The sequence below is a fragment of the Variovorax sp. PAMC 28711 genome, from assembly GCF_001577265.1.
Lineage (GTDB): Bacteria > Pseudomonadota > Gammaproteobacteria > Burkholderiales > Burkholderiaceae_C > Variovorax.
On record NZ_CP014517.1, the window covers coordinates 3876499 to 3889987 of the forward strand.

The following is a 13489-nucleotide window of genomic DNA, read 5'->3' on the forward strand; positions in this document are numbered from 1 at the left end:
ATGAACATTCCCGACGTCTCCGACCTGCACGACGACGTGCTCCTCCAGCGCCTGCAGCACCGGCTCGACAACAAGACCAAGCCGGTGGGCGCATTGGGGCAGCTCGAGGCACTGGCGCTCCGTCTCGGCAGCATCCTCGGCACCGAAACGCCGCAGCTGGTCGCGCCGCAGATGCTCGTCTGCGCGGGCGATCACGGCCTGGCGGCGCGAGGCGTATCGGCCTACCCGAGCGACGTGACCTGGCAGATGGTGCAGAACTTTCTGGCGGGCGGTGCCGCGGTCAGCGTGCTCGCGCGGCAGCACGGCCTCGCGCTCACGGTGGTCGATTGCGGCGTGCGGCACGATTTCGCGCCGCAGCCGGGCTTGCTGATCCACAAGATCGCCGCCGGCACCGCGGACGCGTCGGTCGGTGCGGCGATGAGCGCGGCGCAATGCGCAGAGGCCATCGCCAACGGTCGCGCGGTCGTGCGCGGCTTGCCCGGCAACGCGCTGCTGCTCGGCGAGATGGGCATCGGCAACAGCTCGGCCGCGTCGATGCTGCTCGCGCGGCTGGCCGGGCAGGACATCGAGGCCTGCGTCGGTGCCGGCACCGGCCTGGACGCGGCGGGTCGTGCCCACAAGCGCACCGTGCTGCGCGACACGATGGCGCTGCATGTGGACGCGCGCTCGCCGCTCGACGCCCTCGCCGCGTTCGGCGGTTTCGAGATCGCCACGCTGGTGGGTGCGGTGCTGCAGGCGGCCGACGAGCGGCGCGTGATCGTGCTCGACGGCTTCATCGCGAGCTCGGCCGTGCTCGTCGCCGCACGGCTGCAACCGCACGTGGTGCAGCGCTGCGTGGCGGCACACGAGTCGGCCGAGCCGGGACACGCGCTGCTGCTGCAGGCGCTCGGCCTGCAACCGCTGCTTCGGCTCGACCTGCGCCTGGGCGAAGGCTCGGGCGCCGCGCTGGTGTGGCCGTTGCTCGAATCGGCCTGCCGAATCCTGCGCGAGATGGCGAGCTTCGAGGCAGCGGGCGTGTCGCGGCAGGACAGCGCGCCGGAATGAACGGCGTTCGTCACTTCCTGCTGGCCTTGCAGTTCTTTACGCGGGTGCCGGTCACCGGGCGACTGGCGGCCTGGGTCGGGTTCAGCCCGCAGATGTTGCGCGCCAGCGCGGCACATTTTCCGGGGGTGGGGTGGCTGGTCGGGCTTGTCGGTGCCGCGGTGTTCGTGCTGGCCTGGCAGGGGCTGCCGGCGATGGTGGCGGCACTCCTTTGCACGATCGCCACCGTGCTGTTGACGGGCGCCTTCCATGAAGACGGGCTCGCGGATGTCGTGGACGGGCTGGGCGGTTCATCCGACCGGGAGCGCGCGCTGGCGATCATGAAGGACTCGCGCATCGGCGCCTTCGGTGCCATCGCGCTCGTGCTCGCGCTCGGCCTCAAGGTCGCCTTGCTCGCTGCGATGGCGGGGCAGGGCGCCGGGGCGGTGGTGAGCGCCATCGTGTTCGCACATGTGCTGTCGCGCCTCGCGCCGCTGTTTTTGATCCGATGGCTGCCCTACGTCGGCGACAGCGGCGCCAGCAAGTCGAAGCCGCTCGCCGACGCCATCGACGGCAGCGCCTTGTTCGTCGGCATGCTGTGGGCGCTGCCCGCTGTCGCGCTGGTCGTCGTGGCGCTGGGCGTGATCGACGCCATCGCGGCGCTCGCCGCGTGCGCGCTCGCGGCGGGGTGGATGGCGCGTCTGTTCCGGCGGCGCCTCCAGGGCTTCACGGGCGACGGGCTCGGCGCCACGCAGCAGGTGTGCGAACTCGCGATGTATGTCGCGCTGGCGTGGCGCGCGTGAAGCTCTGGCTGGTCAGACACGCGCTCACCGAGGCGGCGCCGGGGCTCTGCTACGGCCGCACCGATGTCGGCGTGCCGGCCGAAGCGACCTTGCAGGCGGCGCAGGGCGTGGTGGCGCAAATTCCCCTCGGCGTTGCGTTGTACGGGTCGCCGCTGCGGCGTTGCGCCGAACTCGCGCGCACCCTCGCAACGCTGCGACCCGACTTGCAGGCGCGGGTCGATCCGCGCCTCGCGGAGATGGATTTCGGCGCGTGGGAAGGACGGCCCTGGTCGTCCATCGCACGCGAAGACTTCGATGCGTGGACCGGCAACTTCGCCGACGGGAACCCCGGCGTTCACGGCGAGAGCACGCGTCGGTTCATGCAGCGCGTCGGCGGGGCCTTCGACGACTGGCGCGCGTCGGGTCGCGATGCGGTGTGGGTCACGCATGCCGGCGTGATGCGCGCGGTGCAGTTGCTGCACCGTGGCGTGCGGCATGTCGAGCGTGCCGACGAATGGCCGTCGCAGCCGATCGGCTATGGCGAATGCCAGCTCGTCGAAACGACGGGCGCTTGATCGCTCAGCTTTTCGGCGCGGGCGTCTTCGGCTGGTAGCTGCACATCGTGTGCACGGCGCATTCCCAGCATCTGGGCTTGCGCGCCACGCAGATGTAGCGCCCGTGCAGGATCAGCCAGTGGTGCGCGTGCAGCCTGAATTCCTTCGGCACGCGCTTTTCGAGCTTCAGTTCGACGGCCAGCGGCGTCTTGCCCGGCGCCAGCGCGGTGCGGTTGCTCACGCGGAAGATGTGCGTGTCGACCGCCATCGTCGGCTCGCCGAAGGCTACGTTGAGCACCACGTTCGCCGTCTTGCGACCGACGCCGGGCAGCGCTTCGAGTTCCGCACGCGTGCGCGGCACCTCGCCGCCATGCAGCTCGACGAGCATGCGGCACGCCTCGATGAGGTGTTTCGCCTTGCTGCGGTACAGGCCGATGGTCTTGATGTAGCCCTCGAGCCCTTCAACGCCGAGGTCGAAGATCGCCTGCGGCGTGTTGGCCACAGGATAGAGCTTGCGCGTCGCCTTGTTCACGCCGACGTCGGTGGCTTGTGCCGACAGCAGCACGGCGGCCAGCAGCTCGAACGGCGTGTTGTATTGGAGCTCCGTCTTCGGCTCGGGGTTGGCGGCCTGGAGCGTGGCGAAGAACGGGACGATGTCGTCTTTTTTCACGAGGCGTGTTCGAGCTGCTTCGCCGTGCGGTGGAGGCCGTCGAAGATGGCGGACGCCAATGGCTCCGGGAAGTCGGCCGGCAGTTGCGCCTGCACGGCGCGAAGCACCTCAGGCACCTGCGCGGCGAGCTCGTCGCACACCGCGCGCGCATCGCCGAGGCCGGCCAGTTTGGCGACGCCATCCCAGTGCCGCGCCTGGATGTCGGTCAGGCCCCAGTGCGCGCTCTTGCTGCGCAGCGCCATCGCGAGCCTGGCTTTCTGCGGCGCGATCAGGTTGGCGCCGTGGCCGATCACCGGCCAGGCCGACAGCACATCGTAGAAGGGCGTGAGCCGGTAGCCGCCGCCACGCTCCAGGAAGATCGAGAAGTTCTTCGCATGGCCGTCGGTCGCCGCGAGCAGCCAGAACACGATCTGCGCCTTGACGAAAGCCAGCTTGTCGGCCGCGGCGTTGCTGCTCGCGTCGAGCACCCGCAGGATTTCGCGCATGCCCGGCCCGCCATCGGCCTCGTACTTCTGCGCGCCCGGCACGCCGAGCGCCTGGCAGAAATCTTCCTGCGGCAGGCGCGCGATCCATTCGCTGTCGGTGCCTGCGTTCTGCAGTGCGCGGTCGAAACGCTGCACGACCAGCACCTTGCGTTCGCCGAAGGTGGCCATGTCGGCGTGTGCCGTGGCCAGGCCGAAAGCCGACATGATCTTCGAGCAAAGCCATTCGTTCTCGACTGACTGCTGCATGTCGGCCTGCAGGTTGCCGACGAGGCCGAGCGGCAACTTGAAGATGTGCGTGGTCGGCGTGGCGCCGAGCGGGCGAAACCAGTGGCCGCTGCGCTGCAGCAGCGCGGTCTTCTCCTGCGCGCCCGCGATCGAGATGCGGAAATCCTCGTCGTCGCGCTGGCCGAGCACCCGGCCCGTCGAGAGCGATGCGTTGATGGCGCGCTCCACGCCGGCATCGTCCAGCGGCTCGATCTCGATGCGGTCGAAGCCGGTGGGCTCGACGCCCGGCGCAAGCAACTGGACGGCGCCGACGCACTCGCGGCCGATGGCGGTCAGCAGATCGAACGCATCGGTGCTTTGCGTGGCGAACCTGCGCTGCAGGCGCGTGCGGATCGCGTCGCTGTCGGGCAGCAGGTTGTCGAAGTAGTTCTGCACGACCGCGCCGCGCAACGGCGCGTTGCCAGGCGTGATCGGCAAGGACAGCGAGAGGCGGCGTGCCGCCGGCGAGGCGGTCCATTCCTCGGTGTACTGGAAACGATCCTCGCCTTCGCGGATGGTCCATTCACCGACCGTCTGGCCGTTGATCCAGACCTGGAGTGGGTGTGGATGCCGCGGACCGCGACCCCGCTTCTTCGGGCTGCTCACCATGATTTTTCCTGTGTGTCGGCGCTCGGCGCTTCGGTAGAGGGCAGGGCTTCGAGCACGAGCCGATAGCCCATGAGCGCGACCAGCCGCGAGATCTGATCGAAACTGGTGACGCCGGGCGCCGCCTCGATGCGGGCCACCCGCTTCTGGTTCACGCCGAGCTGCTCGCCCAACTCGGCTTGCGTGAGGTGGCGGGACTGCCGCAGGGCCTTCAGTACAGCGCTGAGTTGCTGGCTGGTCTCGAGCGGGTATCGCATGTCAATTTACTACTTTGAAGTGGTGAATGCAATTTACTACTCAAAAATAGTAATGTCAATAAACCATCGAGAAGTAGTAACTCGTTGTGGCGCTTGGTTCGACAATGGCCACCCAGAAAGTGAGATCACCATGCAATTCGCCTCCCGCCTCGACAACGTCGAAACCTCCGCCATCCGCGAACTCTTCAAGCTGCTGGGCACGCCCGGCATCATCAGCTTTGCCGGGGGTTTCCCGGACAGCGCGATGTTCGACGTCGAAGGCCTGAAAGAAGCCAGTGCCAGGGCGCTGGACGAGGAGCCCGGCGGCGCGCTGCAGTACGGCGCGACCGAAGGCTACGAGCCGCTGCGCAAGCAACTGAGCGCGTTCATGAAGACCAAGGGCGTGGAGGTCGATCCAAGCGGCCTCATCGTCACCACCGGCAGCCAGCAGGCGCTCGACCTGCTCGGCAAAACCATGATCTCGCCGGGCGACAAGGTGATCGTCGAAGGCCCGACCTTCCTGGCCACCATCCAGTGCTTCCGGCTCTACGGCGCCGAGCTCATCAGCGCGCCGATCGACGCCCACGGCGTGAAGACCGACGAATTGGAGAAGCTCATCGCCGAGCACCAACCGAAGTTCGTCTACCTGATCCCGACCTTCGGCAACCCGAGCGGCGCGATGCTGACGCTGGAGCGGCGCCAGAAAGTGCTCGAACTCGCCGTGAAGTACCAGACGCTGGTGGTGGAAGACGATCCGTACGGCGACCTTTACTTCGGCGACGCTCCGCCGCCGTCCATCCTGTCGCTGGCGAAAGACGTGCCAGGCGCGCGCGAACTCATCGCCCATTGCGGTTCGCTGAGCAAGGTGCTGAGTCCTGGATTGCGCGTCGGCTGGATGATCGCGCCGGCCGAGTTGCTGTCGAAGGCGACCATGTGCAAGCAGTTCAGCGACGCGCACACCAGCACCTTCGCGCAGGCGACGGCTGCGCAATACCTCAAGAGCGGCCGCATGCCCGCCACGCTGGCCCATGTGCGCAAGGTCTATGGCGAGCGGGCCCACGCCATGGGCGCGGCGCTCAAGCGTGAGCTGGGCGATGCCATCGCGTTCGAGCAGCCCGGTGGCGGCCTCTTTTTCTGGGCGCGCCTGACGGGCGCCAACGGAAAGCTGGCCGATGCCAATGTGTTCGCGAAGAAGGCGATCGAACAGCTCGTGGCCTTCGTGCCCGGCGCGCCGTTTTTTGCCGACAAGCCAGACCTGTCGACCTTGCGCCTGAGCTTCGCGACCGCGAACGTCGAGAAGATCGAGGAAGGCATCACGCGCCTGGGCAAGGCGCTCTGAATCTTTGCATGAGACACCGCGGAACCGGCTTCGCCGGGCCGCTGGTGTCGCCCCCGGTAGGGGGTTGGCGAAGCGACACGAAGTGCGCGCAGCCTGGGGGTGAGCCAAATCTATGGGGAGCGGTGCAGCCGCGGTGCGCCGAGCAGGTCAAGGTTTTCGGTGATGGCCGCGTCGACGTTGCGGTACTTGCCCGTCATGCGCGAGAGCGTCATCACCGTCTGAAGCGTCTTCAGGTCTTTCACGCTCGGCGCGACCTTGATCTGCGCGATCGCGGCGCTTGCGTTGCCGCCGTTGATCAGCGCCATCACCTTGCTTGACCAGTCGTTTGCGCGCGCCATACGTTCACCTGCTTCCTTTGAAGGAGTCGATCGTACCGCGCACGGTACGATCGACGCATGCGCAAAACCTTTCAGCTACGACCCGAAGGCAAGAACCCCGACCGGGTGCTCGAAGCGGTCAAACACGAGATCCGCAAGTACATCAAGCGCGAGCGGCGCCGCGACCTGCCCGAGGGCGTCGACTTCTGGGACTTCGACTGCAAATTCGGCACCTCGGAAGAAACCGCGACAGCAGTGCACTTGGGCGAACTCACCGCGTTGATCGACGCGGTGGCGAGGGACGCCGGCCCGCAGTTCTATGTCGAAGTCGTGGCCAAACACGGGCATCGCCAGGCACGCGTCGCACCAGTCGACGAGGCACAGCCCGAGTCGTGATCGCAGGCGGCCCTCAGCGTTAGCGCTTAGAGTGATTCCTTCGTCAACCAAAGGGATCCTCCGTGGCAAAACTCGACAAGACCAAAAAGACCGACCTCAAGACCCGCCGCATGGCGCCACTCGCCACGCCGAGCGACTTGAAGACCGAGGCCACCGCCGACATCGCCGCCGCGCTCAACGGTGTGCTCGCCGATGTCTTCGCGCTCTACCTCAAGACCAAGAACTTTCATTGGCACATGAGCGGGCCGCATTTTCGCGACTATCACCTGTTGCTCGACGAGCAGGGCGACCAGCTCTACGCGATGACCGACCCGATCGCCGAACGCATCCGCAAGGTGGGCGGCACCACGCTGCGCTCCATCGGGCACATCGCGCGCATGCAGCGCATCAGCGACAACGATGCCGACTACGTCGATCCGCTCGACATGCTGGCCGAGCTGCGCGAAGACAACAAGACGCTGGCCGCACGCCTGCGTGAAGCGCACAACGTGACCGACGAGCACCGCGATATCGCGTCGTCGAGCCTCCTGGAAAACTGGATCGACGAGACGGAGCGCCGCACCTGGTTCCTGTTCGAATCCAGCCGCACCGGCGCCGCCTGAGCAAACTCAGCGTGGACCGCTCGCAGCTCGATGCCGCGCTATTGAGCTTCGTCGCGGCCTTCGTGGACACCTGCGGCTTCGTCGGGCTCTACGGCCTTTTCACGGCGCACGTCACCGGCAACTTCGTGCTGATGGGCGCCGAGCTGATCCACCACCAGGGGGAACTGCTCGGCAAGCTGCTGTCGTTCCCGGTCTTCATCCTCGCCGTCGCCGCGACCACGCTGGCCGCGCACGCGCTGCGCCGGCGGGGGAAGGACCGGCTCGCGCCCGCGCTGTGGCTGCAATGCGCCTTGCTCCTCGTCGCGATGGCGCTGCCGGCCTGGGTCGGCACGCCGACCGGCGCGGGGCAGACGTCGGCGCTCTGGATCGGCGTCGTGCTCGTCGCGGCCATGGGTATCCAGAACGCGTTGATGCGGCTGGAACTCGCATCGCTGCCGCCGACCACCGTCATGACCGGCAACGTGACACAGGTGACGATCGACCTGATGACGCGCTGGCGCGACGATGCCATCGCCGATGGCCAGCCGGACGAACGCAAAGCCGCCGGCGCGCGGCTGCGCAAGATGTGGCTGCCGTTGCTCACCTTCCTGCTCGGCGCGGCAGGCGGTGCGGCAGGCTATGGTGTCGTCGGTTTCTGGTGCCTGGCCGTGCCGGCCGTGGTGTGTGGCTGGCTTGCTTGCCGGCTGCGATCGGCACCGGCCTGAACGCGCGTCAGCGCATCAGTTCCAGCAGACGGTCGAGTCCGCCGTCGTCGATGGCGACCATCGCCTGTTCGCGCACCTTCGGCTTGGCGTGGTAGGCGACCGACAGTCCGGCCTCGCCCATCATCGGCAGGTCGTTGGCGCCATCGCCCATGGCGATCGTTTCGGCGGGCGTGATGCCCAGGAGCGATGCCACCTCCAACAGCGTGCGGCGCTTCTCGGCGCCGTCGCAGATGTCACCCCACGACTGCATGACGACGCGGCCGGTGAGCAGGCCATCGGCCTCGTCGAGCAGGTTGGACCGTGCGAAGTCGATGCCCAGCCGGTCTCTCACCCGGTTGGCGAAGAAGGTGAAGCCACCCGACACCAAGAGCACCTTGAGCCCGGCCGCCTTGCACGCCGCGACCAGTTCGGCCGCGCCGGGGTTGAGTCGAAGGCGCTCGTCGTACACCGCCTGCAGCGCAGCGACCGGAACGCCTTCGAGCAGCGCGACGCGGCGCGTCAGGCTTTCCCTGAAGTCCTTGATCTCGCCGCGCATCGTCGCTTCGGTGATGGCGGCGACTTCGGCCTTCTTGCCGACCGCATCGGCAATCTCGTCGATGCATTCGATGTTGATGAGCGTCGAATCCATGTCGAACGCGATCAGCTTGAAGTCAGCCAGGCGCAGCGGCGGGGTGAAGCGCTGGACGACGAGTCCGGGGGAGGTTTCCATGGTTTGGCTCATGCGGCGACGGGTTCCTGTACTTTGGGTTGGCCGAGACTGCGCAGCACATCCCTCACCATCTGCGCGCGCTCCTTGGGCTCTTTCAACTCGCGCTCGATGCGCAGCTTCTCGTTGCCGGCCAGCTTGATGTGCTTGTTCTTCTGGATCAAGTGAATGATCGCCATCGAATCGACCGGTGGGTCTTTCTTGAACGTGATGTGGATCACGCCCGGCGCCGCATCGACCTTGACCACGCCGTAGGGCCGCGCCAACACCCGCAGGCGGTGCGTGTCGATCAGCGTCTGCGCCTGCGGTGGCAGCTTGCCGAAGCGGTCGACGATCTCCTCGAGCAGCGTGTCGATCTGGTCGGAGGTCTTGGCGGTGGCGAGCTTCTTGTAGAACGACAGGCGCAGGTGCACGTCGCCGCAGTAGTTGTCGGGCAGCAGGGCAGGCGCGTGCAGGTTGATCTCGGTGGTGACGTGCAGCGGCGAGAGCAGGTCGGGTTCCTTGCCTTCCTTCAATGAGCGCACCGCTTCGCTCAGCATTTCGTTGTAGAGCTGGAAACCGATCTCCATCATGTTGCCGCTCTGGTTCTCGCCGAGCACCTCGCCGGCGCCGCGAATCTCCAGGTCGTGCATCGCGAGGTAGAAGCCGCTGCCAAGTTCTTCCATCTGCTGGATCGCGTCGAGCCGCTGCGCCGCCTGCTTGGTGAGACCTTCGGTGTCCGGGACCATCAGGTACGCATACGCCTGGTGGTGCGAGCGCCCGACGCGGCCGCGCAGCTGGTGCAGCTGCGCCAGGCCGAACTTGTCGGCACGGCTCATCACGATCGTGTTGGCGGTCGGCACGTCGATGCCGGTCTCGATGATGGTCGAGCACAACAAGAGGTTGTAGCGTTGCGCCACGAAGTCGCGCATCACGCGTTCCAGCTCGCGCTCGGGCATCTGGCCATGGGCCACCGCGATGCGGGCTTCGGGCAATATTTCTTCGAGCTTCTGGCGGCGGTTCTCGATGGTCTCGACTTCGTTGTGCAGGAAGTAGACCTGCCCTCCGCGCTTCAGCTCGCGCAGCACGGCCTCGCGGATCACGCCGGTGCCTTCGTTGCGCACGAAGGTCTTGATCGCGAGCCGGCGTTGCGGCGCGGTGGCGATCACGCTCAGGTCGCGCAGGCCTTCGAGCGCCATGCCCAGCGTGCGCGGGATCGGCGTGGCCGTCAGCGTGAGCACGTCGACCTCGGCGCGCAACGCCTTCATCTGCTCCTTGTGGCGCACGCCGAAGCGGTGCTCCTCGTCGATGATGAGCAGGCCCAGGTTCGCGAACTTCGTCGATTCGCTCAGCAGCTTGTGCGTGCCGACGACGATGTCGACGTTGCCGTCGGCCAGGCCCTTGAGCGCGGTGCTCACTTCCTTGCCAGAGCGGAAGCGCGACACCTCCGCCACCTTGACCGGCCACTTGGCGAAGCGGTCGACCAGCGTCTGGTAGTGCTGCTCCGCGAGCAGCGTGGTCGGCGCGAGCAATGCGACCTGCTTGCCGCCGGTGATCGCGATGAACGCCGCGCGCAACGCGACTTCGGTCTTGCCGAACCCCACGTCGCCGCACACGAGGCGGTCCATCGGTTGCGGCGAAATCATGTCCTGGATCACGGCGTGGATCGCGGCCTTCTGGTCGGCCGTTTCCTCGAAGCCGAAGTCGTTGGCGAACACTTCGTAGTCGGCGGCCGAATAGCGAAACGCATGACCCTGGCGCAGTGCGCGGCGCGCATAGATGTTGAGCAACTCTGCAGCCGAATCGCGCACCTGCTCTGCCGCCTTTCGCTTGGCCTTTTCCCACTGGCCCGAGCCCAGTTTGTGCAGCGGCGCCTCGTCGGCGCTCACGCCGGTGTAGCGGCTGATGAGGTGCAGCTGGCTCACCGGCACGTAGAGCGTGGCCTTGTCGGCGTACTCGAGGTGCAGCATTTCCTGCAGCAACGGCTTGCCTTCGGCGTCCTTGCCCTGGCCGAGGTCCATGTGGATCAGGCCGCGGTAACGGCCGATACCGTGCGCGCTGTGCACCACCGGATCGCCGACGTTCAGTTCCGACAGGTCCTTGATCAGCGCTTCAACGTCGCTGACCTGTTCCTGCTTCTTGTTGCGGCGGCGCGTGGTCGGCGCAGTCGCGAAGAGCTCGGTTTCGGTGACGAAGTCGATGCCCTGTTCGCGCCACGCGAAGCCCGAGGCCAGCGCGGCGGTGGCGATGCCGATCTTCTCGTCGGGCGAGGCTTCGAATTCGGCGAGCGAGTCGAAGGCCGGCGGACTCACACCGCTGGCGCGCAGGAAGTCCAGCAGACTCTCGCGCCGGCCGTTGCTCTCGGCGATGACCAGGACGCGGTGTGGCGTGGCGCGGATGTGCGCCTTGAGGCCGGTGAGCGGATCGTCTGCGCCGCGCACCACCGCGAAGGGCGGCAATTTGTCGAATTCGGCGTAGGGCGTGTCGGTTGCGACGTCGCCGCGGATGGCCAGCTGCGCCAGCGGCTTGGCGCGCTGGTAGAACTGCTCGGCGTTCAGGAACAGCGTTTCGGGCGGCAGCGCGGGCCGCTCCGGATCGCCGCGCACCAGCCGGTAGCGCTCGCCCGTGTCCTGCCAGAAATGCTGGAACGCCGGTTCGAGGTCGCCATGCAGCACGACGGTCGTCTCGGTCCCGAGGTAGTCGAACACCGTGGCGGTCTCTTCGAAGAAAAGCGGCAGGTAGTACTCGATGCCCGCGGTCGCCACGCCGTTGCCCATGTCCTTGTAGATGCGGCTCTTGGTCGGATCGCCGTCGAGCATCTCGCGCCAGCGGCTGCGAAAACGCGCACGGGCGTCGTCGTCCATCGGGAACTCGCGGCCGGGCAGCAGTCGCACTTCGGGCACCGGGTACAGGCTGCGCTGGGTATCGGGGTCGAAGGTGCGGATCGAATCGATCTCGTCGTCGAACAGGTCAACGCGGAACGGCACCAGCGACCCCATCGGGAACAGGTCGATCAGCCCGCCGCGCACCGCGTACTCGCCGGGGCTCACCACCTGCGTCACATGGCTGTAGCCGGCCAGCGTGAGCTGCGCCTTGAGCTTGGACTCCTCCAGCTTCTGCTTCGTCTTGAAGTGGAAGGTGTAGCCCGCAAGGAACGACGGCGGTGCCAGCCGGTAGAGCGCAGTGGTCGCCGGCACCAGCACCACGTCGGCTTCTTTCTGGCTGATGCGCCAGAGCGTGGCGAGCCGCTCGCTGATCAGGTCCTGGTGCGGCGAAAAGCTGTCGTACGGCAGCGTTTCCCAATCGGGGAAGAGGGCGCAGCGCAACTCCGGCGCGAAGAACGCGATCTCGTCGATAAGCCGTTGCGCGTCGTTCGCATCGGCCGTGAACACCGCCGTGGCGTGCCCCATGGCCTTCTCGCGTGTGGCGAGTTGCGAGAGCAGGAGTGCATCGGCCGACAGGGGCGGGCGCGGCAGCGTGAATCGCTTGCCCGCCGTGAGAGGGGGGAGGTCCATGAATGCTTCAAAAAATGCAGAACACCCCGCGCCGGTTGGCGAGGGGTGTGCAGGTCCAGCAATTCTAGAATGGCTGCCCTTTTGCTGCTGATCCCCTCCAGGCCGCCTTCCCGCCATGTCGTCTTCCCGTTTCCATGTGCTGATCCCGTGCGCGGGCACCGGCCACCGCGCGGGCGGCGCGCTGCCCAAGCAATACCAGGCGGTCGCCGGGCGTCCGCTGATCGCGCACACGCTGGACGCATTCCGTGTGCTCGAGGGTCGATTCGCCAGCATCGCGCTCGTCGTGTCGCCCGGCGATGCGGACGTGGCGGCGGCGCTGCCGGGTTTTCCGTTGGCGGGCGAGCGCCTGCTGGCCGTCGGCGGGCCGACGCGTGCTGCCACGGTGCGAAACGGCCTGCACGCCCTGCGCGAACACGGCGCCGGCGCACACGACTGGGTGCTGGTGCATGACGCGGCCCGCTGCCTCGTCACGCCATCGCAAATCGAGGCGTTGATCGCCGCCTGCGAGCACGATGCGGTCGGCGGTCTGCTGGCGCACCGGCTGGCCGACACGTTGAAAGTGGCGTCACCCGAGGGCCGCGTCACGTCGACCCTGATGCGCGCCGACAAGTGGTTGGCGCAGACGCCTCAGATGTTTCGCATCGGCATGCTGCTCGACGCACTGGAGCACGCTGGCGACGCGGTGACCGACGAAGCGGGCGCCGTCGAGGCGCTCGGCCTGGCGCCGCTGCTGGTGCCGGGCAGCGCGCAGAACTTCAAGGTCACCTTCCCCGAAGACTTCGAGCTGGCCGAAGCCGTGCTGCTCAGCCGCAGGAGCCCCACACCATGAGCGAATTTTCGATCCGCATCGGCGAGGGCTGGGACGTTCACCAGCTCGTGGCCGGCCGCAAGCTGATCCTCGGCGGCGTCGAGGTGCCGCACACCACCGGGTTGCTCGGCCATTCCGACGCCGACGTGCTGCTGCACGCCATCACCGACGCGCTGCTGGGCGCGGCCGGACTGGGCGACATCGGTCGGCATTTCCCGGACACCGACGCGCAGTTTCGCGGCGCCGATTCGGCCGTTCTGTTGGCCGAAGCGGCACGGCGGGTGCGCGCCGAAGGCTGGGAGATCGGCAATGTCGACAGCACCGTGATCGCGCAGGCTCCGAAGCTGGCGCCGCACATCCCCGAGATGTGCGTACGCATCGCCGCGACGCTCGGCATCGCGCTCGGCCAGGTCAACGTGAAGGCGAAGACCGCCGAAAAACTCGGGCCGGTCGGCGAAGGCCGTGCGATGGAAGCGCGCGCCGCGGTGCTGCTGCACCGCTGACCG

General features: G+C 67.3%; 15 protein-coding genes. 9 read left to right on the forward strand and 6 right to left on the reverse strand.

Features of this window, described 5'->3' with window-relative positions:
* From cobT to AX767_RS18675, 3 genes are read left to right on the forward strand one after another with little or no spacing between them, the layout of a single operon-like run.
* On the forward strand, positions 1-1044 hold the full coding sequence (gene cobT, locus AX767_RS18665; protein WP_068632685.1) for a nicotinate-nucleotide--dimethylbenzimidazole phosphoribosyltransferase: 1044 nt from the start codon (positions 1-3) through the stop codon (positions 1042-1044).
* A complete protein-coding gene (gene cobS, locus AX767_RS18670) occupies positions 1041-1823 on the forward strand; it encodes an adenosylcobinamide-GDP ribazoletransferase (RefSeq protein ID WP_068632686.1) in 783 nt (260 codons plus the stop codon). The genes cobT and cobS overlap by 4 nt, the downstream gene beginning before the upstream one ends.
* Entirely contained in the window at positions 1820-2377 is a 558-nt protein-coding gene (locus tag AX767_RS18675; RefSeq protein ID WP_068633887.1) for a histidine phosphatase family protein, read from the forward strand. Before cobS ends, AX767_RS18675 begins: the two co-directional genes overlap by 4 nt.
* 4 nt (positions 2378-2381) lie before the next feature.
* Here the strand turns inward: AX767_RS18675 and nth are convergent, their stop codons facing one another.
* Genes nth through AX767_RS18690 form a run of 3 tightly spaced genes read right to left on the reverse strand, consistent with a single transcriptional unit; the run spans position 2382 to position 4638 of the window.
* Entirely contained in the window at positions 2382-3026 is a 645-nt protein-coding gene (nth, locus tag AX767_RS18680; protein WP_068632687.1) for an endonuclease III, read from the reverse strand.
* Entirely contained in the window at positions 3023-4384 is a 1362-nt protein-coding gene (locus AX767_RS18685; protein ID WP_068632688.1) for a type II toxin-antitoxin system HipA family toxin, read from the reverse strand. The genes nth and AX767_RS18685 overlap by 4 nt, the downstream gene beginning before the upstream one ends.
* Complete coding sequence (locus AX767_RS18690) at positions 4378-4638, reverse strand: helix-turn-helix domain-containing protein (protein WP_068632689.1); 261 nt, start codon at positions 4636-4638, stop codon at positions 4378-4380. Before AX767_RS18690 ends, AX767_RS18685 begins: the two co-directional genes overlap by 7 nt.
* 130 nt (positions 4639-4768) lie before the next feature.
* Between AX767_RS18690 and AX767_RS18695 the strand changes: the two genes are divergently transcribed.
* Entirely contained in the window at positions 4769-5956 is a 1188-nt protein-coding gene (locus AX767_RS18695; protein ID WP_068632690.1) for an aminotransferase-like domain-containing protein, read from the forward strand.
* 110 nt (positions 5957-6066) lie between these two features.
* On the opposite strand, the gene AX767_RS18700 is transcribed toward AX767_RS18695, so the two are convergent.
* On the reverse strand, positions 6067-6294 hold the full coding sequence (locus AX767_RS18700; RefSeq protein WP_068632691.1) for a hypothetical protein: 228 nt from the start codon (positions 6292-6294) through the stop codon (positions 6067-6069).
* A gap of 57 nt (positions 6295-6351) precedes the next feature.
* On the opposite strand from AX767_RS18700, the gene AX767_RS18705 reads away from it, so the two are divergent.
* The 3 genes from AX767_RS18705 (at position 6352) to AX767_RS18715 (ending at position 7975) form a co-directional block, all read left to right on the forward strand.
* A complete protein-coding gene (locus AX767_RS18705; RefSeq protein WP_068632692.1) occupies positions 6352-6669 on the forward strand; it encodes a DUF6172 family protein in 318 nt (105 codons plus the stop codon).
* 110 nt (positions 6670-6779) lie between these two features.
* On the forward strand, positions 6780-7271 hold the full coding sequence (locus tag AX767_RS18710) for a Dps family protein (protein WP_068633889.1): 492 nt from the start codon (positions 6780-6782) through the stop codon (positions 7269-7271).
* An 11-nt stretch (positions 7272-7282) separates the two neighbouring features.
* Positions 7283-7975 (forward strand): YoaK family protein, encoded by a 693-nt coding sequence (locus AX767_RS18715; protein WP_168164840.1) that lies wholly within the window; start codon positions 7283-7285, stop codon positions 7973-7975.
* A gap of 7 nt (positions 7976-7982) precedes the next feature.
* On the opposite strand, the gene serB is transcribed toward AX767_RS18715, so the two are convergent.
* Together serB and mfd are read right to left on the reverse strand one after the other, a co-directional pair.
* Entirely contained in the window at positions 7983-8696 is a 714-nt protein-coding gene (gene serB, locus AX767_RS18720) for a phosphoserine phosphatase SerB (RefSeq protein WP_068632694.1), read from the reverse strand.
* Positions 8693-12175 carry a transcription-repair coupling factor gene (mfd, locus tag AX767_RS18725; RefSeq protein WP_068632695.1) on the reverse strand — a complete coding sequence of 1161 codons (3483 nt, stop codon included), beginning with the start codon at positions 12173-12175 and terminating at the stop codon, positions 8693-8695. Before mfd ends, serB begins: the two co-directional genes overlap by 4 nt.
* A gap of 115 nt (positions 12176-12290) precedes the next feature.
* Here mfd and ispD point away from each other — a divergent pair, with 115 nt between their 5' ends.
* Together ispD and ispF are read left to right on the forward strand one after the other, a co-directional pair.
* Positions 12291-13004 (forward strand): 2-C-methyl-D-erythritol 4-phosphate cytidylyltransferase, encoded by a 714-nt coding sequence (gene ispD / locus AX767_RS18730; protein ID WP_068632696.1) that lies wholly within the window; start codon positions 12291-12293, stop codon positions 13002-13004.
* Entirely contained in the window at positions 13001-13486 is a 486-nt protein-coding gene (ispF, locus tag AX767_RS18735) for a 2-C-methyl-D-erythritol 2,4-cyclodiphosphate synthase (protein WP_068632697.1), read from the forward strand. Before ispD ends, ispF begins: the two co-directional genes overlap by 4 nt.
* Positions 13487-13489 lie beyond the last annotated feature (3 nt).